General features: G+C 48.3%; 16 protein-coding genes and 2 tRNA genes. 16 read left to right on the top strand and 2 right to left on the bottom strand.

Translation table 11 applies throughout. The annotated features are described in order from the left end of the window. Position 1: 1 nt before the first annotated feature. From O9139_RS30135 to O9139_RS30115, 5 genes are all read left to right on the top strand, one after another. Positions 2–1,471 (top strand): ABC transporter substrate-binding protein, encoded by a 1,470-nt coding sequence (locus O9139_RS30135; protein WP_270885439.1) that lies wholly within the window; start codon positions 2–4, stop codon positions 1,469–1,471. Positions 1,472–1,528: 57 nt separating this feature from the next. Then, complete coding sequence (locus tag O9139_RS30130; RefSeq protein WP_270885438.1) at positions 1,529–3,691, top strand: DUF4352 domain-containing protein; 2,163 nt, start codon at positions 1,529–1,531, stop codon at positions 3,689–3,691. A 344-nt stretch (positions 3,692–4,035) separates the two neighbouring features. After that, entirely contained in the window at positions 4,036–7,146 is a 3,111-nt protein-coding gene (locus O9139_RS30125; RefSeq protein WP_270885437.1) for an efflux RND transporter permease subunit, read from the top strand. A 29-nt stretch (positions 7,147–7,175) separates the two neighbouring features. Beyond that, entirely contained in the window at positions 7,176–8,429 is a 1,254-nt protein-coding gene (locus O9139_RS30120) for an efflux RND transporter periplasmic adaptor subunit (RefSeq protein WP_270885436.1), read from the top strand. Positions 8,430–8,466: 37 nt separating this feature from the next. Beyond that, positions 8,467–10,200, top strand: coding sequence for a hypothetical protein (locus O9139_RS30115; RefSeq protein WP_270885435.1), 1,734 nt, complete (start codon positions 8,467–8,469; stop codon positions 10,198–10,200). 56 nt (positions 10,201–10,256) lie between these two features. On the opposite strand, the gene O9139_RS30110 is transcribed toward O9139_RS30115, so the two are convergent. Continuing rightward, positions 10,257–10,772 (bottom strand): 2'-5' RNA ligase family protein, encoded by a 516-nt coding sequence (locus O9139_RS30110; protein ID WP_270885434.1) that lies wholly within the window; start codon positions 10,770–10,772, stop codon positions 10,257–10,259. Between the two features lie 166 nt (positions 10,773–10,938). Between O9139_RS30110 and O9139_RS30105 the strand changes: the two genes are divergently transcribed. The 8 genes from O9139_RS30105 to O9139_RS30070 all read left to right on the top strand — a co-directional run bounded on the left by O9139_RS30105 (position 10,939) and on the right by O9139_RS30070 (position 17,557). Further along, on the top strand, positions 10,939–11,106 hold the full coding sequence (locus tag O9139_RS30105; RefSeq protein ID WP_270885433.1) for a hypothetical protein: 168 nt from the start codon (positions 10,939–10,941) through the stop codon (positions 11,104–11,106). Positions 11,107–11,194: 88 nt separating this feature from the next. Then, positions 11,195–11,271 (top strand) — tRNA-Met (locus O9139_RS30100). Positions 11,272–11,283: 12 nt separating this feature from the next. After that, positions 11,284–11,357 (top strand) — tRNA-Ile (locus O9139_RS30095). A 244-nt stretch (positions 11,358–11,601) separates the two neighbouring features. Next, complete coding sequence (locus O9139_RS30090) at positions 11,602–11,835, top strand: hypothetical protein (RefSeq protein WP_270885432.1); 234 nt, start codon at positions 11,602–11,604, stop codon at positions 11,833–11,835. Next, on the top strand, positions 11,819–12,934 hold the full coding sequence (locus O9139_RS30085) for a GerAB/ArcD/ProY family transporter (RefSeq protein WP_270885431.1): 1,116 nt from the start codon (positions 11,819–11,821) through the stop codon (positions 12,932–12,934). Before O9139_RS30090 ends, O9139_RS30085 begins: the two co-directional genes overlap by 17 nt. Before the next feature lie 11 nt (positions 12,935–12,945). Beyond that, the gene (locus tag O9139_RS30080; RefSeq protein WP_270885430.1) at positions 12,946–14,466 is read left to right on the top strand and encodes a spore germination protein; all 1,521 of its coding nucleotides are present in this window, start codon (positions 12,946–12,948) and stop codon (positions 14,464–14,466) included. 26 nt (positions 14,467–14,492) lie between these two features. Beyond that, complete coding sequence (locus tag O9139_RS30075; protein WP_270885429.1) at positions 14,493–15,689, top strand: Ger(x)C family spore germination protein; 1,197 nt, start codon at positions 14,493–14,495, stop codon at positions 15,687–15,689. A 152-nt stretch (positions 15,690–15,841) separates the two neighbouring features. Then, complete coding sequence (locus O9139_RS30070; protein WP_270885428.1) at positions 15,842–17,557, top strand: HAMP domain-containing methyl-accepting chemotaxis protein; 1,716 nt, start codon at positions 15,842–15,844, stop codon at positions 17,555–17,557. Positions 17,558–17,629: 72 nt separating this feature from the next. Here the strand turns inward: O9139_RS30070 and O9139_RS30065 are convergent, their stop codons facing one another. After that, entirely contained in the window at positions 17,630–18,709 is a 1,080-nt protein-coding gene (locus O9139_RS30065) for a GntR family transcriptional regulator (protein WP_270885427.1), read from the bottom strand. 283 nt (positions 18,710–18,992) lie between these two features. Here O9139_RS30065 and O9139_RS30060 point away from each other — a divergent pair, with 283 nt between their 5' ends. The 3 genes from O9139_RS30060 to O9139_RS30050 all read left to right on the top strand — a co-directional run bounded on the left by O9139_RS30060 (position 18,993) and on the right by O9139_RS30050 (position 22,184). Further along, the gene (locus tag O9139_RS30060) at positions 18,993–20,339 is read left to right on the top strand and encodes an ABC transporter substrate-binding protein (protein ID WP_270885426.1); all 1,347 of its coding nucleotides are present in this window, start codon (positions 18,993–18,995) and stop codon (positions 20,337–20,339) included. 111 nt (positions 20,340–20,450) lie between these two features. Then, on the top strand, positions 20,451–21,335 hold the full coding sequence (locus O9139_RS30055; protein ID WP_270885425.1) for a carbohydrate ABC transporter permease: 885 nt from the start codon (positions 20,451–20,453) through the stop codon (positions 21,333–21,335). Between the two features lie 3 nt (positions 21,336–21,338). Next, the gene (locus O9139_RS30050) at positions 21,339–22,184 is read left to right on the top strand and encodes a carbohydrate ABC transporter permease (RefSeq protein WP_270885424.1); all 846 of its coding nucleotides are present in this window, start codon (positions 21,339–21,341) and stop codon (positions 22,182–22,184) included. The last annotated feature ends 3 nt before the right edge of the window (positions 22,185–22,187 follow it).

The following is a 22,187-nucleotide window of genomic DNA, read 5'->3' as shown; positions in this document are numbered from 1 at the left end:
AATGAAAACATGGAATCGTAAAGTGCTGGCCGTTTCGTTAACGCTCGCGATGGTCGCTCCCCTTGCCGTAGCGTGCAGCAAAGGGGAGAAAGCTGTAGATCAACAAGAGCGTGTGCTGCGCATCGCCACCTCTTTCGGTTACGGGGATGACGAGTACTTCCGCCAGCAGTTCACGGAAATTTTTGAATTTGCCAATCCGAATATCAAAATTGAAATGATCCCGACGATGGACGACAGATATCGTTATGGCGGGATTCAGCCTGGTGAGAAGATGCCGGATCCGTTGGAAAAGCTGAAAGAAGTGATGCAGGGTGATAATCCGCCGGATGTGGTGATGCTTGGCTATGAGCAGCTGCCGGATGTGATCGAAAGCAATCTGCTGACACAGCTCGATCCGCTCATTACCAAAGATAAGTTTGATACAACCGGCATCGTGCCAGCCGTTATGGAAGGGATGAAAAATGCCGGAGGCGGCAAGATTTACGCCCTGGCTCCGATGTTTAGCTCGTCTGCACTAATTTATAACAAAAAAATGTTTATGGACGCAGGCGCGGATTTCCCCAAAGACGGCATGACTTGGGATGAAGTGTTCGACCTGGCCAAGCGCGTAAGCAAAGGGGAAGGAGATAACAAGGTAAGCGGCTTTAACTTTTCCACGCAAGCTCAGGGCGATTTATTTTACGGCTTGCAGACTTATACGGCTCCACTGCAGCTCAAAATGTTCGACGATGCCGGCGAAAAGATGACGGTTGACACCGATCAGTGGGAGAAGGTATGGACGCGCATCGCGCAGCTGCAAAAGGAGAATGTGTTCCCCGATCTGTTCGATCCGCAGAAGCCGATGGGGCGGAAGATGGATGCGGAACATCCGTTCGCTTATGACGATTTCATGTCAGGCCGGTTAGCCATGAGCATCATCAATTACGGGCAAATCCAGCAGTTGGCGAATGCGAATAAAAATGCTGCGCTTTATAAAGGATACACGCCAATCGACTGGGATGTGGTGACAATGCCATCTCATCCGGAAGCAAAAGGCGTCGGCGGTGCGATCTATATAAATGGCATCATGGGTATTAATGCCAAGGCGCAAAATCCGGACGACGCTTGGAAGTTTATTAGGTTCGTCAACGGCGATGATTGGGCGAAATTGAAATCATACAGTTCTTATAACCTCGTCGCGCGCTCCAAATATTTGAAGCCGAAGGACGGCCAGGAGTTCCACATTGAAGCTTTTTATAATGTAACGCCTGCGCCGGTGGACAATAACACCCAAATATTTCGCGATAAACCTTACATTTATCAAGTTCAAGAGATTGGTCGCCAGCAATTCGATCAGGTGGTCAGAGGGAAGAAGACAGCGCGTGAGGGACTTAAGGAATGGCAAACGCAGGGCGATGCCATGCTGAAACAGATGAAGGATAACCCGAATCAGCCTGTGCCTATGCCGGCAATGTCAGCGGTTAAAGGCTAATTACGCTGCTGCAGCGTAATCTATTCCCACGAAATGAAGCAGGAGGTCATCTCGAACATGAGCATCAAGTTGCGCTATCGGCGTTTAGCCGTTATTGCTATATCCGCTACGCTTGCACTCGGAGCCGTTTCGCCCGCATGGGCGGACGGCAGCCCCAGTGTGGCAGCGTCATCCCTAGGTACAGTTGCGATTGCAAGCAGCAGCTATTTCGAACTGAAACAAATTCATGTGCTGCCGGATCAAAGCGGCAAATTAGCAACATTCACCGTGACCATCCATAATGACGGCGTCAGCGAGCTGCAGTTTATCGATTATTGGGTCCGGTTGAAGAACAAGTCAGGCAACCAATTCTCAGCACATCTGCTGCCTGCGGACAAGGAGAAGAACCGGGTTGCGCCTGGATCGACCCTGGATCTTACTTTTTATGCAACAGTTAACAGCAGCACGAATTTGCAGGATCTGGTCGTTCAGTTTATTAAGTGGGACTTCAGTCAGGCGAATTTTGAAAGCGTGCTAGGCGAGGTTGCAGTGCCGGACAACTTCACCGATGTTACCCCCGTGGATGGGGCGGCGTCGCTTACTGTGAACGGGATCGATTTGAAAGCGTCGATTAAGAAGTTTATCAAAAATAAAAATGAAAAGTACTACGTGCCGACTGTATATTTGACTTTGGAAAACGTTGGGAGTCACACCGTAACACTGCCTTCTTACTTATTCTCCATTCGCACCCCGGAAGGGCTGATGTATCCACTGGAAGCGAAAGGCGTTAAGGATCTGAAAATTAATCCAAAAGAGAGTAAGGAAATTCAGCTCTCAGGATCCATCCCTGTTGCCGTTCAAGCGGATAACTGGCAGCTGGTTGTTGCTGAGCCGATCACGGATCTGAAACTGAACGTAGCCGTCGCTGCCCTTCAGCTGCCGGCCGTTTCGCAGGGCGATGCGGGTTCGATCGGCAAGGAATACTCGTTTACGAACGAAGACGGCGTATATACGATGCAATTGAACGGGCTTCACCGGCTTCCCTGGGAAGACCAGGATATTTTAACCGCTGATTTGACGCTCAGCAATAAAGGGGCCGATTCGCTGCCTTTGCCGAATTTAACGGGCTATTTCCTGCTGGACGATGCGGTAAAAATAGATGCCAAGCTGGTGCAGACGTCCAAAGTGATCGGTTTGAGCGCAGGCGACGCGATGAATCTCCAATTGGCCGGGAAAGTGCCGTATACGTATGCATTCTCGCAAATCAAACTGGTCCTGCAAGAGAAGGAAGGCGATCCGTCTGCGTCAGGAACAACCGGGGATGCAGGCGGGGGGAGTGGCACGGGGGCGGATGTCCTGGAATTTTCCACGCAAAATGAGCTGCAAGCGATTCCCTATGTAAGCATGGGGCAATCCTATACGTCCGAGGAGATTGGTCGCAAGGCCAAGTATATCGTTCGCAACGTATCCACTTACGAGGATAAGACGAATACGATGTTCTCGGCTATGGTGGAAGTGACGAATCTGGAGAAGCGGTTCACGAATGTCAGCAAGCTGGTCGCGAACTTCCGTTCGCCCGATGGGACCGTGTTCCCGGCGTCGATCGCTGAAGTGACGAATAAGATCAGCCCAAGCGGCAAAGCGCTGCTGAACGTATGGGCCGTCGTCCCCAAAGGCTTCACCACCGATCAGCTTAGCTTGCTGCTGGGTGAAGCGGTGACCGATGGGAAGCTCTCCGAAGGCGATAAGGCCGTGCCGGATGCTTATGTGAATCCTGTAGCTTTCTGGCTGCCGGAAGAGAAGAGAGACATCAAGCCGCAGCTGACGGACGTGGAATTGTTTCCTTACAAGCTGAATATTCATAAAATCGGGACAGCGATTGAAAACAGCACATTCACTTTGAAGTTCGATTATGAATTGACCAAAGAGAAGTTGACGGAAATCAATACAGAAGGCCATAATTTGCTGCTCGTTTTCGAAGATGGAGGCGGGGAGAAACGCTTCGAACGCAAGTTCGAATTCAAAGATTTTGATGTCATTAACGGGGACTCGACGGCTGACGAGGATACGAAAATCCGGCTTGGCGAGCGGGAGGATTTCAAGATTTCGATTGCCGATGCAGGGCTTATTTTCAAAACACAATTCCTGAAGCAGTACACACTCAGCGTTTATGACGAGTTCCAGGGACAGCGTAAGCTGCTTGCCTCGCAGAAGGCGGATTGGTTTATTACAACGGACTAATTTTTGGATAGGAAAGCGGAGGCGGAAAAGCCTTCGCTTTTCTTACGCAAAGTCACAAGAGTCATATCCAGAGGAAGCCGGTTATGACTGAAATATGACTTGAGATGTGACTAACTTCACCTTTTTTTGGAACGATGTGGCATTTATAATTAACCCAGTGAAGTGGTGTTTGAACGATCAAGGTAAGGGGTGTGGGAACGAAGGTTGGAGGCAGGATGTCATATTTGAAAAATACATAAAATTTTCAACATCATTTTATCTTTTGTTAAGAATTAACCGTTATGATGGTAAAGGAAGTGCAGGAATTTATTGGTAGCAAAGCTGGTGACGGGGGAGAAGGTTTCATGAACAAGTTAACCAATTTTTCAATGAAAAATATGGCGGCGGTCTTCATCATTATGCTGCTGATTCTGGTGGGAGGGGCGTACTCGACGACGACGCTCAAAGTCGAGAGCATGCCGGATATTACGTTTCCGGTCGTTATTGTAAGTACGACATACGTTGCGCCGCCGAAGGATGTTTTGGATGAGATTACGAAGCCGCTGGAGAAGGCGGTTGCCGGGCTGGATGGACTGAAGAATCTGACTTCCAGCTCGCAGGATAATTACTCCCAAATCATCCTGGAGCTTGAGCAGGACAAGAAGCCGGAAGACGTCAAGAAGGACGTCGAAAGTTTGATCTCCAATGTCAAGCTGCCGACTAACGCTGAGAAGCCTAAAGTTCTGACAGCTGGATTCGCATCCGAGCCGGTCTATTACTTGGCGGTATACGGCGGCGAGGGCATGAATCAGACGGAGCTGGATCAAGCGTACAAAGATACGATCCTGCCTGGCTTCAACGGATTGAAAGGCGTCGACCACATCGATTCCGTCGGCAATCAGGACGCGGTCTTGACGATCAAGCTCGATGCGCCGGCCATCAGCAACTACGGGATGACACCTGCGGATGTTTCGGGGCTGATCAAGGCTGCACTCGTATCCAGTCCGGCAGGAACGGTTGATTTGAACGGGAACTCGCAGATGGTTCGGGTGAAAGGCGAGTTCGACACCATTTACAATCTGGATAATTTGAAAATTACAACAAAAACCGGCGATACGCTACTGCTTAAGCAGCTGGCCAAGGTGGAAGCGATCAGCGAGTCTACGTTCATTGCCCGCTTGGATGGCAAACCGGCGATCGGTGTCCTGCTGTACAAAACGAAAGCGGCCAATGCGGTTGAGTTTGCCGATGGCGCCGATAAGCTGATCAAGGATTGGCAGCAAACACTGCCTGGCGTGAAATTCCATTCCATTTACAATTCCGCCAACGATATTAAAAAATCGATTCACGGCATGGTGCAAGAAGGCGGCTTAGGTGCGGTTCTTGCCTCCTTAATGATTTTGCTGTTCTTGCGTAATCTTCGCATGACTGTCATTGTCCTGGTATCTATTCCTTTATCCATTCTGGTGACGCTGCTCGTCATGGGGCCGCTCGGTATCTCGCTCAACATCATGACCCTCGGGGGGATGGCCATTGCCATCGGCCGGGTCGTCGATGACAGTATCGTTGTGATCGAGAATATTTTCAGCCAGCTGCAGAAAGCGCAGGAGCGCAATGAATCTGTCATTAAACTGGCGACGCAGCAAGTATCAAACGCAATTACTTCTTCTACGATCACGACTGTCGGCGTGTTTGGTCCGATCGCTTTTGTCAGCGGGGTCGTCGGTGAAGTATTCCGTCCGTTTGCCATCACGCTGGTTGTGGCGCTGCTATCTTCCTTAATCGTAGCTTTGACTGTAATTCCGATGCTCGCCAAACTGCTCGTTTTGAAAAGCAAAAACATTAAACACCACGACGAGAATGAAGTCGGACCTATGGGTCTAAGGTATAAGAAAGCAATCATCTGGTCGCTGAATAACCGCAAAAAAACGCTGCTGCTAGCCTTCATTATTTTGGTCGTATCGATTGCCGGCACGGTACCGCATCTCGCTGTTTCCTTCATGCCGGACAGTGAGTCAGTGAAGCAGGGTGCGATTGAGATCAAAATGCCGCGAGACACTTCGATGGATATGATGAATGAAAAGTCGAAGGAAATTGAAGCGCATCTTAAATCGTTCAAAGATTCAACCGGCCAGCAAACTTTCAAATATATTGAGTCACTCGTCGGTTATAACCAAAGCAGTGATCGCTACGCTTACAGAACGATGATGTTCTTCGAGTTCAGCGCAGCGACGAATGCCGATGAGGCCGCTAAGAAGTATAAGGAAGAAATGCTTGGTTTGCTGCCGAAAGGTTCTGAGGTCAATGTGCAATTGTTCACAGGCGGACCTCCGACATCGACAGGCGGCGACTTCTCTTACTCGCTGAAAGGTGACGATCAGCTTTATCTCCGTCAGGCTGCGCAGCAGGTAAAAGAAAGAATGGAGCAGTTCCCTGAATTAAGTGAAATCAAAGACAGCTTGAGCGATTCCAAGACTGAGGTTGAGATTACTGTCGACCAAAATAAAGCAAGACTATACGGCCTGTCCGCAGCGCAAATTCTACAGACAGTGGGCAGTTGGATTACCGAAGATAAGCTAGGCGATATGAAGTTTAACAATGTAACTTACGAAACGAAAGTTATGTTGAACCCGATTTATAAAGATTCCGTTGAAAAGTTAGGCTTGTTCCAAATCAAAACGCCTACGGGGCAAACGATTCAGATTAACGAAGTGGCGAAAGTAAAACAAATTGATGCGCCGAACAGCATCAGCCGCGAAAATCAGGAGCAAATATTGAGCGTGAGCGCCAAAATTGACAGCCCGGACAAAGGCGGCGTCAGCAAAAAGGTTTCGGCTGAGCTGGCAAAGCTTGATCTTCCATCAGGTGTCAGCCGTGAAGTGAAAGGGGTATCCGATGATATCCAGAAGAGCTTTATGGAGATGTTCATCGCCATAATCGCATCAGTCTTCATCGTTTATATGGTCATGGTTATTGCTTTCGGCAACGCCAGAGCACCGCTTGCGATTCTATTCTCTCTACCACTTGCAGCTATTGGCGGCCTTCTCGGATTACTAGTTACCGGCGAATCGGTTAACGTGACATCGCTGATCGGATTCCTGATGCTGATCGGTATCGTCGTTACCAATGCTATCGTGCTCGTTGACCGCGTGCAGCAGCTCCGAGAGCACGGCCATTCGATCCGGGATGCGCTCATTGAAGCGGGGATTACACGTCTCAGACCGATCATCATGACTGCAGGCGCAACGATTATCGCGCTCTTGCCGCTCGGCTTAGGTTTATCCGAGGGCACGATTATTTCCAAGGGCTTGGCGGTCGTCGTGATCGGCGGTCTGACCACATCCACGGCGTTAACGCTGGTGATCGTTCCTATCGTCTATGAGATGTTGTTTAAAGAAAGAAAAGGCCGCTTCTTTAAGAGAAAACATAAGAATGACGTAACGCCAGCGGATTCCGGCGCGTCAGCTGTCCAATAAGCAAAACAGGGGAAAAGGGGAAATCGCAAATGAAACGTCAGTTGCTCACCATTAAACGAAGTGCTCAAATATTCGGCATCGTCGCGCTTAGCGCGGCGATCATTGCCGGCTGCTCCGCCGCGCCGGCTGCAAGTCCCACGAATACGCCGGCAGGCGCCGAGCTGGTGAAAACCGTGAAGACCGATAAAATCACGAAACAAAAGATCAGCGAGCCTGTCGAACAGGTCGGCGATGTAGTCTCGTCCATACAATTGGACGTTGTTCCGAAAGCCAGCGGCGAAGTCATTGAAATTTTGAAGAAGCGCGGAGAGAAGGTGGAGAAGGGCGATGTTATTTTCCGCCTGGATCCGACCGATAAACTGCTGCAAAAAGATTTGAATACCGTTAATTTGAAAGGCAGCCAAGATGGCCTTAATGCGGCGAAGCAGAATGTCGATAACGGCGTTGCTGATGCTCAAGATGCTGTTACCAAATTGGAAACAACCGTAAACGATCTGCAAAAAGCCTACAGCCGGGTTCACAATGATTATGACCAGGGACTCGCGACAAAGATCCAGCTGGACCAATCTGAAACAACTTTAAATAACACAAAGAAGGACTTAGACAGCGCGCGTAGAAAACTTAAATCGTTGAAAGAAACCAATTCGCTTTCTCAAGCTGAAACTGCGTATGAAACTGCGCTGGTGAATAGCCGGGTGCTCGAAAGAGATCTCAGCAATCTGGAAGTCAAAGCGCCGGCGTCCGGCGTGCTGACTGACCTGAGTGTCGAGGTCGGTCAAACGATCAACCCTGGCGGCCGTGTCGGCGAAGTCCAACAAACGAATCCGGTGAAAATCAAGTCGCAGCTCACCGAAGCTGCCGCCGCGTTGGTTAGAGGTAAATCCGAGCTCACCTTTTACATACCTGACGTAACTGATAAAGCCAATGCCAAAGTGACGTTCTTATCCGACGTTATTAATGGTCAATCCAAAGCGTACGACTTGGAATTGGAAGTGCCGAATCCGGATGGCAAGCTCAAGCCAGGATCCAAAGCGCAAATTGAATTGACGAAGGAAGATGAGCAAGTCGTGCCGGTTGTGCCGAGTCTGAGTATTGTGCGTGAGGGCGGAGATAATTTCGTTTACATCCTGAATGGCGACGTTGTGCAGAAGCGCAAAGTCGAGCTGGGACGCCTCAACGAAACGAATCAGGAAATTATTTCTGGGGTCAAAGAAGGCGAAATTCTCGTCGTTTCCGGCCAACATCAGTTGAAAGATCAAGACAAGGTTAAAGTGGCGAATTAATAGCCATCAACGATGAAAAGTTTTAGGAGGAAATCAAGTGAACAAGAAGATGAAAAGAACGTTGGCGACCCTTGCGATTTCGACTGCTATGTTTTCAACAGCAGCGATCCCGGCTTGGGCGTCTGAAGCTGCAAGTGTCGTGAGTACGGCTGCAGCAAGCACAGTCAGCTACACGTTGACAGATTCGCTTCAAGTCGAAGTGAAGAGCCTTTTCAAGGAGCACAATTCCGATTCGACTAAGCTCGGTGCGGTAATCCGCATGAAGAATACGAGCGGCAAAGTGACGCGTGTGCCGGATTATGAACTGCGCATCCGTACGGCTGACGGCGTGGACTATGTGCTCAAACCGAGCACGAAGAATCCGAAAGCGATCCAGCCGAAGAGCGATCAAGAGCTCAGCTACATGTCGACCGTTGACGGCGCTGACGATGTTGCTATCGCCTCCATTAGCTTCGTGGATGTAGATCTGGATGTATATCCAAAGCAAGAGACGAATATGCTGACGATCACGGCAGATGCTGACATGGTTTGGAACGGCAGCGACAGCAACGTAACCAAGTCTTCAGCCTTACTGAAGTGGGGAGAGTCGTTCACCCTGCCATCCCTGCATTCTCCGATTCAATTCGTACCCGTAGATATACATAAAGAGATCACAACCAAAGGTGTCAACATGGTTGTTCAGATTCAAGCGGTCAACCCGACGAATGAGCGTCAAACGGTGCCGAGCTTCGGAATTGACGGGAAGACAGACAGCAAAGTATACCCTGGCAACCGTGCGGAAAGCAAAGTCACGCTGGAAGCGGGCGAGAAAAAGTATGTACATATCGTCATCCCGACAGAGCTTGATACCGAGTTCAACAGCTTGAACGTGGTCACGGAGGAGAATTTCGCCTCGGCAAGCGGCGATGAGGCTTACCGCGTAGGTCGCGTCAACATCCTGCTGCCGGCTGGCGCCTTGGCACAAGGTGTCATCCCTGCGCCACAGTACACACTGGGAACACCTGTGAAGCTGGATTCCACCAATAACTTCGTACCGGCGAATGTGGATATATCTTTGGAAGAGCTGCATATCACCAGCAATGAAGATGATGGCTTCCAGACGGCGGTCGCGAAGTTCAAGCTGACGAACAACAGCGACAGACCGCTGCCGATTCCGCCGATTCAAACGGAGCTGATCAGCAAAGACGGCTATGCGTATGTAGGCAGCCGCCAGGCACAAACAGCGCTGACTGTCGTGCCTAAAGCTTCCTATGTTGTCAGCTATGCATTCGCGTTGCCATCCTCGGAAACGGGTGAAGGCCTGAGAATGAACCTGTACAGCAAGCAGACGAACGGAGATACGACGTATAAATCTCTATTAGCAACGGCGAAAGTACCTGTGCAAAAAGACGATCTGACAAGCGACGAGCTTAAATTGTATCCGTATGACATCAAGATTAATCATTGGTCTCTTTCCGGTATTTTCCTTGGTACGTTGTCTTATAATTATAAATTAAAGCTGGATTTGACGATTACGGCGGATAAGCAAGTGACAGCAGACGCGTTCAATAACAAGCTGTTGTTTGAATTGTATGACAGAGCTGGTTCTCTTATCGGCAGCTCCATTCAGCCCATATCCGGCACAGGCCGTTTATATGATGGAACAAATACGATTGACATGAACGCTCATTCCAGTCAGCTTGATTATCCGATCACCGTGAAAGTATACGAAGTGTTCACTGGTGAGCTGGGCGAGCAGCAAAAACGTTTATTGACAACGTTCTCGCAATAAAATAAAGAAGCCGCGAGGCGAAGTGTACGAAACACTTCTTCGCGGCTTTTTTCATGCTATTGGCCTCGTAGCAGAAACGTTTGATAAACCGTCCAAGCCCCATTGTCCGTCTGATATAACAGATGGATACGATCCACACGCGTACGGAAATCGACGGGCGTTGTTTTAAGGCTTGCTAAAATGTCGTGAAGCTCGTCACTGCCCAATTGTTGACCGATGGTCAAATGGGGGTTGTACGTATACGGCTTGCTGCATTCCTCCAAATCGCAGGAACATATGGCTTGATGCAGTCGCATCATCGCTTCGGTATCCGCCAGCGCCAAATAAATCACATTGCTGACAGGATAGAAGGAGGAGAAGCGATTGAATTCAATTTCAAAAGGGGCGAAGTCGCTTGTCACTTGCTCCAGGTGCTCCACGGCCACTGAAAGTCTGGCCTCGTCCCATACCTCTTTTTCCCTGATTGTCAAATGAGGCTGGATGAAATTATAGTGCGGGTCATATCGCTTTCGATAGCTGTTCGCTGCGTCCTGCACTTGTTTAGACGGGAATATGGCAATGCCACAATTCATTTCAATCCCTCCTGATGATGAGTCCTGGTACCTTATTATACCGCTTTCCATCCTTTTCTAAAACTGTATAGAGGTAAAAACGAAAAATGGTTTTTCTCATAAGGATACCCCAAATTGGGTATGATAGGGATATCCAAATCCCAAACAAACAAACGGAGTGACGAACATGCATTGGATCTATTGGGCCAAACTTTACGATTCCAAATTCCAAGCGGGCTGTTTGGCAAAACGAATGGAAGAAGATTGGTGGATCTACGGTTATGAATGCCCGCAAGAAGTGGAAGTCTATAAGTCCAAAAAAGGCCGTTTCGGCGTACGATACAGTACATTATAAATTTAGACAACTTGCAGAAAATAACGCTTGACTTTCCTCGCGGCGCTGGTGTATATTTATTTTTGTCGCTGTAAGCGGCAACCAATGACGCGGGGTGGAGCAGCTCGGTAGCTCGTCGGGCTCATAACCCGAAGGCCGCAGGTTCAAATCCTGCCCCCGCAACCAAATTTTTCATTTGGGCCTATAGCTCAGTTGGTTAGAGCGGTCGGCTCATAACCGATTGGTCGGGGGTTCGAGTCCCTCTGGGCCCATAGTGGTGAAACCCTTGCTGCGTAAGGGTTTTTTATTTATTCTAAAATCAAACAGGCCTCCTAGTCTGATGTATGAAATAACCCGAACAATAATCCGCCGTGGCGCTAACCCGGGCGGATTATTTCAGTTTCAGATATAGCCCCTCATTCTTTCGGCACATCCAAGTGGTTGGGGGGCTTTCTGCATAATTTTTTCCAAAAATGAACACCCTAAGCGAAAATGATCTCAGCGGAGTCGTTCGATATGATTTCTTTGACCCTCGTCATTGTCTTCTTCAGCCTAGTTACGGTTTTGGCACTTTTTGATGCCAGCATTTATCATCTGCCCCTACTGCAATCTTACTTGAAATTGGCAACCATTCACACGAGTTTCGGGAAACCGATTCTGTACCTGCAATTGACCGTAGCCTTACTCATAAGCCTATTCATGGACATCCAAAAACTTCGCTCGGTAAACCACGATGAATCCAAGCAATGAGCAGATCTCAACCTCGCAATTATTTCTCTTGATGGTGGCCTTCGAAACAGGCAGCGCCATCATATTCGGCATTGGCAGTGATGCGAAGCAGGATGCATGGATTTCAATCTTATTGGCGTCGGCTGCGGGAGCGGCCCTTCTATTGATCTTCTTCGGGTTTATGACTAAACTGCCAAGCCGCAACTTATTCCAAGTTATGGAGTTTGCCCTAGGGAAGCCAATTGCCGTTGTATTCACCTATCTCTATGTCATTTATTTCTTCTACATCTGCATGCGCGTAGATCGTGATTTAATCGAGCTTATGAAAACCACACTCTTGACCCAGACGCCGGTTGAGATTTTGCATGTTTGCTTATTTATCCTTTGCATGTACCTGACAAGCTCGGGGCTGCAAATTATTGGCCGGATCGGCGAGTTGTTTGCTCCGATCTTGATCGGATTTTTATTTCTGATCGGCTTTCTTTTAATTTTTGACGGGAACGTCTCGTTTAAAAAGCTGCTGCCTGTGATGGGGGAAGGGGTCGGCCCCATTATTCAAGCTGCGTTTCCCAGCGTCATGACCTTTCCGTTCGGGGAGCTGATCGCATTCACGATGATTATTCCATTCACCACGATGTTCTCCAAAGCGCGGCGAATTAGCATGTATGCGATTCTCGTCAGTTCCTTAGGACTCGTGTTCTCCTGTATCATTCAAATTGGCACAATCGGCGTAGATGGAAGAGACAGGGCGACCTACCCGCTGCTGAGCTCCGCACGTATTTTGACCATCGGCTATTTTATTGAGCGGATCGATGCACTGGCGACTTTCATGATGATGCTGGGCATCGTGGTCAAGGTGTCGGTGTACTTTTACGGCGGACTTAAGGGATTGGAACATTTGACAAACATTCGTTATCAACGGTTTGTCCTGCCAATGGGGTTAATCCTATCGGTCTTGTCCGTCACCGTAGCGCATAATTTTGCCGAACACGTCTTTGAAGGGATTAAACTTGTTCCTTATGTCCTGCATATTCCGTTTCAGATCGGATTTCCATGCGTATTATGCGGAATTGTCCTGTGGAAATTGAGGAAGCGGGCAGCTGCAGGCAATCAACCGTAAGGGGGCTTCCGATGAATTTCTTTTCAAACGATCAAGCGACTACTAGAAATTCGCTCCTCCCCGAAGATATGAAGGATGCCCCCATTTCGGCCATCTTGGAAACGAATCTGGAATGCCTCCAAGCTGCGTTCGGCAATACCGTGGACATTCGCTTCGACCGGATGCTTGTGGACGGGCAAAGCGTCTTATTTTGCTTTTTGGATAGTATGACGAACGCACAGGAGATCGACACGATCCGCCAGCCGTTGCTCGCACCTGCGCTTGCGTCTCAAGCTTTCAATGACCTGGAGCATCTTCGGATGCAGTTGTTCCCGGGTTTTTCCTATTTAATCTTAACTGAGCTTGAAAAAGCATGTTCGTGCCTGTTGGATGGCTATGCGTTATTATTTTTCGAGCAATTGGATAAAGCACTTGCGCTTTCTATCGTTAACTTGAAGTCCCGCGGCGTCGAAGAGCCGACCACGCAAACAATCATCCGCGGTCCGAAAGAATCGTTTACGGAAAACTTGCAAACGAATATTTCGCTTGTCCGGCGGCGAATTAAACATACTGCGCTTCGTTTTGAATCCCAGGTGCTAGGCAAAGATACCCATACATCGGTGGTCATGGCCTACATGCAAAATATAGCCAACGATACCATCGTCACAGAGCTACGTCGCCGTCTGCAGCAGTTGCAAATAAACTTCTTGATGGATTCGTCAATTCTTGAAGAATCGCTAAGCGACAATATGTATTCACCGTTCCCGATGTTTCTAAACACAGAAAGGCCGGATACGTTGGCAGCCAGCCTCATTCAAGGGAAAGTGGCTGTCATCGTAGACGGTAGCCCTTTTGCAATCATCGCGCCAGCCGTGTTCAACGATTTCTTCCGCAGTCAGGAAGATTTTTATCAACCTTACTTAATGTCCATGTTCATTCGCTTAATCCGCTTCATTTCATTATTTCTTGCCATGGTATTGCCAGCGTTTTATTTGGCGGTCACGACCTACCATCAAGAACTGATCCCATCTTTATTGTTAATCATGATTGTTGGCCAACGGGAAGAAGTTCCGTTCCCAACCGTGGTTGAAGTATTGCTGATGGAAATCACCTTCGAAATCATCAGGGAAGCCGGCATTCGGATGCCGAGGGCGGTCGGCAACGCAGTTTCAATTGTCGGGACGCTAGTAATCGGACAAGCTGCTGTTGAAGCGGGTATCGTGTCGAGTGTGATGGTCGTGATTGTTTCCCTTACAGGAATTGCTAGTTTTGTCGTTCCAATCTATTCCATGGCGCTTACCTTACGGTTGCTTCGTTTCATGTTAATCCTGCTGAGTGCGGCTATGGGTTTATACGGGATGGGGTTCGGATTAATTCTCATCATGATTCATTTAGTTAAACTGAACTCACTGGGTATTCCTTATTTGACCCCATTAGCGCCTTCCTCCTTCCGGGATCTTATTGGGGTGTGGATTCGACTGCCCTATCCGAAAATGTTTCAAAGAAGCTTCTTTTTAAAAACAAAAGCTCCGCTGTATAGAAAGAAAAAATAGTCTGAGAAATGGAGGAGCAGGCAGCCATGAATGTGATCAAACGTTCTTTTCTAACGGGACTCACAGTGCTTATTCTGTTGTCCGGATGCAACACCGTTGAAGTTAATAATTTATTTGTTGCCTTCGGCATGGCGTTGGATAAAGGTGAGCATATGAAATGGAAGCTTTCCGTTCAGATAATTAATCCGTCAGAGATGGGAAAAAAGAGCGGAGGAGGCTCGATTCCTGCTATCGTTTATAGTCAGGAAGGGAATACAGTAGAAGAATTGCGACGTAAATTGAATGTCGGGCTTCCCCGTAAAGTCATTTATTCACACGTGCGCATATTTGCTTTGAACGAGGAAGTAGCCCGAGAAGGCAATTTGGACTTTTTGGATTTTTTGGAACGGGATTGGGAGCTGCGGGACGATTTCAACATGGTATTGGTTACACATGGTACCGCGCTGGAAGCGATCTCTACGATTATACCGGGTGGGATTTCACCTTCAACCAAATTGTTTCGGCAAAGCGGGAATTTAAATCATGAATGGGGCGGAGATCCGCAAGTTAAAATGAAAGACATGATTGAAGCATTCAGCTCTGAAGGCAGAGATCCTGTCATGGAGTCAGTTGCCGTCCAAGGGAATGCGGAAGCAGGCTCGAAAGATGAAAATTTAAAATCCGATAACCTGCGCAATAACGTAATCTTGACGGGTCTTGGCGTATTTAACAAGCAGAAGCTTGTCGGACATCTCAATTTGGACGATACGCGGAATTATTTGTGGACCCAGGACATGATCAAAAACACCGTATTGTCGGTACCTTGTCAAGATAATGAGCATTTTGATGTCAATGTGTATGATTCAGGAACGAAGATCAAGGCGTTCTACGACGGCGGCAAACCGCATGTCATTGTGCAAATATTTATTAACGGTAACCTCGACGGGATGTCTTGTAAAGCGGATTTATCCGAGCCACAAACCTACTTGAAGTTAGAACAATTGGCAGGACAACAATTGCAAGCATCCTTGGAGCATACGATGAACAAGGTTCAGGATGAATTCGGAGCGGATATTTTCGGTTTCGGCGAAGATCTGTACCGGCAGGATACAGCTGCGTTCAAAAAGGTTCGCAACAACTGGAACGAAGCGTTCAAACGAGCGGAGCTAAGGGCAGACGTTGCCGTACACTTGAGAAGAACGGGGCTGAAAATGAAAAGCTACAAGGATGAGTTCAAATATTAAACAATTATATGGAAAAAAAATAATTATGAAACTGTTTTGCGATATTTATTTAAAAGTTAAATGTTATCTTTGTGGATGTATCAAAACTTTGTAAAAGACTGTAACTAAGCGTACAGAACAGTTTAAATACTTCCTAAGGAGAAAACGAAATTATGCGTAATTTAACCGTCTCTAGAAAATTGCTTGTGCTAATTAGTATTTTTGTCTTGGCAATGGTTACTCTGACGGGAACCGGATATTTTACGATGTCTGGACTTTCCAACAGCACGACATCGATGTACAAGGATAATTTGGTACCGTCTGTAAGTTTCGGTACGTTTCGAACGAACAATAAACAGATGGAATCTGTAACATTCCAAAGTATGCAAAACGTAACGGATGAAGAAGGTAAACAGTTGGTAGATAGCTATCAGCAGCTAGCCGATGCCAATAACCAAATGCTTGAAGATCTGCGAGGTTCCAACATATCGTCAGAACAAAAGGAACTAGTAGTCAAGTTAATAGCCATTTACCCCGATTATTTGGACATACTTAAACAAATGTTAGACCTTGGGGCGGTCAATAAAAATGATGAGGCCTACAGTCTGTATAAAACGAAAGGAATCATTGCCATAAATAACATAAAGGCAATCAACGAGCAGATCGAATCCTCATTCACATCCATGGCTAGTGAAATGAGCAGTGCCAACGACAGGAATGCGAAACGTAGCATCGTGTTTTCTATCCTAGTTTCACTCATTATGATTGCCGTTTGTATTGGATTGGGTATCCTCATAACCCGGATGATCGTAAATCCGATTATCAAACTTCAAGCGAAGATGGCGGAAGCGGAGAACGGAGATTTCACCGGCCATCTCAGTTACCGTTCCAAGGACGAGCTCGGCCAGTTAACAGCTTCCTTCAATAAAATGATGGAGCAGCTGCGAGGCTTATTCGGACAAATTGCCGAAACCTCGCATCAGGTGGCAGCTTTCTCGGCAGAGCTAACGGCGAGCGCCGAGCAAACCAGTACAGCGAGCGAACATATTGCCAATACGGTTCAAGGTGTGGCTGACGGGGTCAATAATCAAGTTCAGTCCGTTGATGAAGCGACACGAACGCTGAAGCAAATGGGAGAAGGCGTGCAGCAGATCGCGGCAAGTGCGCAAGTCGTTACGGCAACAGCGAAGCAAGCGTCTGACAAATCAATCGAAGGCAATGCGGCCATTCAAACCGTAAGCCGTCAAATGAACTCCATTCATACAGCGATCGACGGCTTGGGACAAGTCATTGACGGTTTAGGCCAGCGGTCGGAACAGATCGGGGAAATTGTTGGGGCCATTACAACAATCGCCGTGCAAACCAACTTACTGGCTTTAAATGCGGCGATTGAAGCGGCCAGAGCGGGAGAAGGAGGCAGAGGATTCGCGGTTGTTGCGGCGGAGGTTCGCAAGCTGGCTGAACAGTCTTCGCATTCTGCTAGCGAAATTTCCTTGATTATCTCGACGATTCAGACGGATATGAACAAAGCTGTTCACTCCATGAAATCTGCAACGTCGGAAGTGTCAAGCGGCATGGAGACGGTACGATCAGCAGGAGCGTCTTTCGAACAAATCCAGCAGGCTGTAAGCCAAGTCGTGGATCAAGTGCAGGAGGTCACGACTGCGGTTCAGCAGATGGCCACAGGGACTGAACAGATGATCTACTCCATCGAGGAGATTAATGGAGCTGCCCAGACTTCAGCAGCCGGTACGCAAAATATTTCCGCCGCCACGGAAGAGCAGCTGGCTTCGATGGAGGAAATATCCTCCTCCTCCATGGCTTTATCGCAGATGGCTGAAGATCTGCAAACGCAAATCAGTCGCTTCAAGATAGCGGGAAGCGAATAGATAGGTATTACAAATTGAGAAAAAGCTGCTTCGTTCCATGAACGAGCAGCTTTTTATTCGTTATGATGAGATTCAAATCTCAACCCACTGTACTGGAATTTCCACACGCTGCGGCACATAATGCCCTTCCAGCTGATCCAGCAACAGCTGAACGGCGGAATGTGCCATCTGCTCCTCATCCTGCAGAACATGCGAGATTCCCGGGATTTCCGGATCATCGAAGGAAACAAGCTCGATCTGCGGATTCAGCCCTTGCTCCTGATGCAGCGCATGGTGCGTCAACCGCGTCATCTCCGCGGTCAAGGCGAACACAGCGGTGATATGCGGCTGCTGCTGCAGGAAGCTCTCCACATAAGCCGATGTGCCGCCATTGCGGAGAATGTCGATCGGCACGTGGCACCATAAGCTTTTATCAATCGGGATGTTGTTGTCGATAAAAGCTTTCTCAAAGCCATGCGTGCGATCTTCGATCGACGTGTTCGTGTTGTCCGGCGAGACAAGCGCAATGCGCTCATGCCCCTTTTGCAGCAGCCTGCTCACGGTCTGGTAAGCTCCGCCCCAGTTGTCGGAGGTGATGCGGTACGTTTCAATGTTGCGCAAGTACCGGTCGATGAAGACGAACGGATATTTATCCAGCGAGAGCCTGAGGAGCGATTCATTATAACGCTCATCCTCCGTCGGGAAAACGATAATCCCGCATACGCCGGGGGTGCCGATCAATTCCTGCACCGAGCGGGACTCTTCGCTCGAGGACTCGCGAGTAATATGCAGGATCAGTTGGTAGCCGGCTTCTTTGACATAATATTCAATGTAATCGACGAGCCGTTGAATGACTTTCGTTTTCATAGTCGGGATAATCAGACCGATGTAACTTTTGGCCGTTGAGGACGCAGACCGGTTGGCGAGAGGCAGCGGGTTGACGGCAACTGAAGCGGGTACGGCGGCTACGAAAGTGCCTTTCCCTTGAATTCGTGTGACTAGCCCTTCATCAACAAGGGCGGCCAGGGCGTTCTTTACCGTAATTTTGCTGACCATAAATTCATCCATGAATTCCTGCTCGGAAGGGACACGGTCTTTGGGCCGCAGTTCGCCGGAAATAATTTTATCTTTAATCGATTGGTAGATTTGTTTATAAAGTGGAGTTTTCGTCATTCATCTGTCACCTGATTCCTTTATGTATTACTAGTATTGTACCTAAAAATATGAAAAAGGGAATACTTTTCATGATAATAAATATATTTATTATATTTTGATCTATATATATGGGGCAGTCCAAAAAGTAAATTATAATAAACATAATTTTATAATGAATTGGTTATATAATTACGCATCCATATGTTCTATAATTTGTTGTGTGAAGCGCTTACACGATGAACTGAGATTTTCAAGACAGCTATCGCCATTTAAAAATTTCCATTTGGAGGGGATTCCTTGTATGAAGAGAAAGCTGCAATTATCTTCTGCGGCCATCTTGGCTTCCATGCTTTTTGTAACGGCTTGCACATCGAGCACAGGTACAGGTACGTCGAGCGACAGCGCCGGCGCCAGTGCGACCACAGCTGCCCAAGCAGGCGGCGCCGCCTCGTCAGGCAAAGCGGTGAAATTGAGCTTCTGGACGTTTAACGAGCTGCATCAGAAGTTTTTTGAGAGCATGGCGGATTCTTGGAACAAAGCGCACCCTGAGCAGCCGATCACGCTGGAAGCGACGACTTTTCCTTACGATGACAACCACAATAAATTGCTCGTTGCCCTGCAATCGGGAACCGGTGCGCCTGATATGGCGGACATTGAGATCAGTAAAATCGGCAACTTCCTCAAAGGTGACGTGCAGCTGGCGGAATTGAACGATATTGTGGAGCCGGAAAAGAGCAATCTGGTCATGTCCAGGCTCGATAATTATGCCAAAGATGGCAAGTATTACGGCATTGATTATCATGTTGGCGCACAGGTCATTTACTATAACAAGGAAATCCTTGATAAAGCAGGCGTCAATGCGGACGATATCAAAACATGGGACGATTATGAGAAGGCGGGCAAGCAGGTTTTGGAAAAAACAGGCAAACCGATGACGACCGTAGAAACGCAGGATCAATGGTCTTATTGGCCGCTTGTGGTGCAGCACGGTTCAGACTTTTTGGATAAGAGTGGCAATGTGACACTCGGTGATCCGGTCAATACCGAAGTGCTGACCTACCTGCAGAAGCTGGTGAAGGAGAAGGTGGCCATCGTGGCGCCAGGCGGCTTCCATCACGCCGAAGAGTATTACGGCTTCATGAACAAAGGAGGCGCAGCGTCGGTGTGGATGCCGATGTGGTATATGGGACGTTTCACGGACTACATGCCTGATCTGAAAGGCAAAATCATCATCAAGCAGATGCCTGTGTTCAAGCAAGGCGATATGCACTCCTCCGGGATGGGAGGAACGGGCACGGTCATTACCAAGCAATCCAAAAATCAAGAGGTTGCCAAAAAATTCCTTGCATTTGCGAAATTGTCCAAAGAGGGCAACATTCAAATTTGGTCACAGCTCGGATTTGATCCGATTCGCTCCGATGTATGGTCCGATCCGGCTTTGAAAGCTGACAACAAATTTACGGCTTACTTCGGTAAAAATCTGTGGGATGTGCTTATTTCCGTTAAGAATGAGATCGCGCCGACCAATATCAAAGAAAAAACACCAGCCGTGTCCGACTATCTCAAGACAAAGGCGATGTTCCAGGCTTTGAATGATTTGAAAGATCCGAAACAAGTACTGGACGATGCCGTGAAAAATATAAAGTAATCCGAAACTGCACCAGCTGTCCAAACGATAGCGTTCCGTCTGCCGGCTCAGCCTTAAAACCGTACAGGGCAAGGCCGGCAGCGTCTTCCAGAGAGGAGTAGCGATAATCGAATGAATAAATTTCTGTATTCCTCCCGCATCGCTCCATACGTGTTTGTTCTGCCGTTTATTTTGTCATTTCTGATCTTCTTTGCCTATCCGGTCGTCAACACGATCGTCATGAGTTTTCAGGAGGTTTTGCCTGGTCAAACGCATTTTATCGGTCTTACAAATTACCAAAATTTGTGGAGCGAATCGTTCATCACAGCGCTGTGGAACAGCAGTCGGTACACGTTCTGGACGCTGCTCGTGCTGATTCCTCTGCCATTGATTTTGGCCGTATTTCTGAATACGAAGCTGACTAAGGCCAGCGCCTTTTTCCGTTCGGCCTTGTTTATCCCCTCGTTGACCTCCGTCGTCGTGGCCGGCACCGTCTTTCGGCTGGTCTTCGGCAGTTTGGACGACTCCGTGATGAATGCGTTCCGTCATCTGCTGGGACTGCCGACGATCAACTGGTTGGCGAATTCCTTCACCGGCATGCTCGTCCTTGTCATCTTGGCGACATGGAGGTTCACAGGCGTCAATATCATCTACTTTTTGTCCGCCCTGCAGAGCATTCCGCAGGAACTGTATGAATCGGCGCAGATCGACGGCGCAGGCAAATGGGACCGCTTCTGGCGGATTACATTGCCGCTGCTGAAGCCGGTTGCCATTTATGTCATCACAATCTCCATCTACGGCGGCTATTCGATGTTTACGGAAAGCTTCATCCTATGGAACGGCAACCGCTCTCCGAACGATATCGGCCTCACCATGATTGGTCTTTTGTACCGGGAAGGCATTGAGAAAAATAATCTCGGCTTCGGCTCGGCCATCGGGATTACCTTGCTTGCTGTGACGATGGTGATCAACGTGATTCAGCTGAAATTTTTCGGTCTGTTCAAAAAGGAGGATTAGGACATGCCTGTACAATCGCATACACGTCTGCAAGCCTCTTTGCTGCTTTTGTTGTTTTTGGTTCTCGCCATTTTGGCCTTATTTCCGTTCTATTGTCTGGCGCTCGCTTCACTCAAGCCTTCCAAAGAAATGCTGCGTTATGGCTTAAATGTGCGGCTGCAGCCAGAGCTAATATCTTTACATAACTATGCTTTCCTGTTCTCGGCTTCAGCGAAGAAGTATTTGATTTGGTATAAAAACAGCGTCCTGATCTCTGTTGTCTATACAGCGTGCTGCTTATTGTTATCGTCCATGGTCGGTTACGGGCTGGCCATGTACCGGTTCGTGGGCAGGAATGTCATCTTTGTACTCGTGCTGCTCGTCATGATGGTGCCCGTCGAAATCATTATGCTGCCGCTTTATAAACAGATGATCAGCTTGCATCTGATCGATGCGTACAGCGGGGTGATCCTGCCGTTCGTTGTCGCACCGCTGCCGATCTTCTTTTTCCGCCAGTATGCAGCGGGACTGCCCAAGGACTTCATGGATGCGGGGAGAATCGATGGTTGTTCGGAATATGGCATCTTCTTCAAAATAATGGTGCCGCTGTTGGCGCCGGCGTTCGGGGCGATGGCGATTCTGCAAGCTTTGGCAAGCTGGAACAGCTTCGTGTGGCCGATGATTGTGCTCAAAACAGGCAATAAATTAACCTTGCCAATCGGGTTGTCGTCGCTAGTCACTCCGTACGGGAACAATTATGACATTTTAATAGCCGGCTCCGTCCTGGCGATTTTGCCCATCCTGCTCGTTTTTATTTTCTTTCAGCGATTTTTTGTATCCGGACTTACCGTTGGCGGTGTGAAGGGGTAGAGG

The sequence above is a fragment of the Paenibacillus aestuarii genome (genome assembly GCF_027789125.1).
Lineage (GTDB): Bacteria > Bacillota > Bacilli > Paenibacillales > NBRC-103111 > Paenibacillus_E > Paenibacillus_E aestuarii.
The sequence above is the reverse complement of the archived record's forward strand: the minus strand, read 5'-3'. Positions and strand labels throughout refer to the sequence as shown.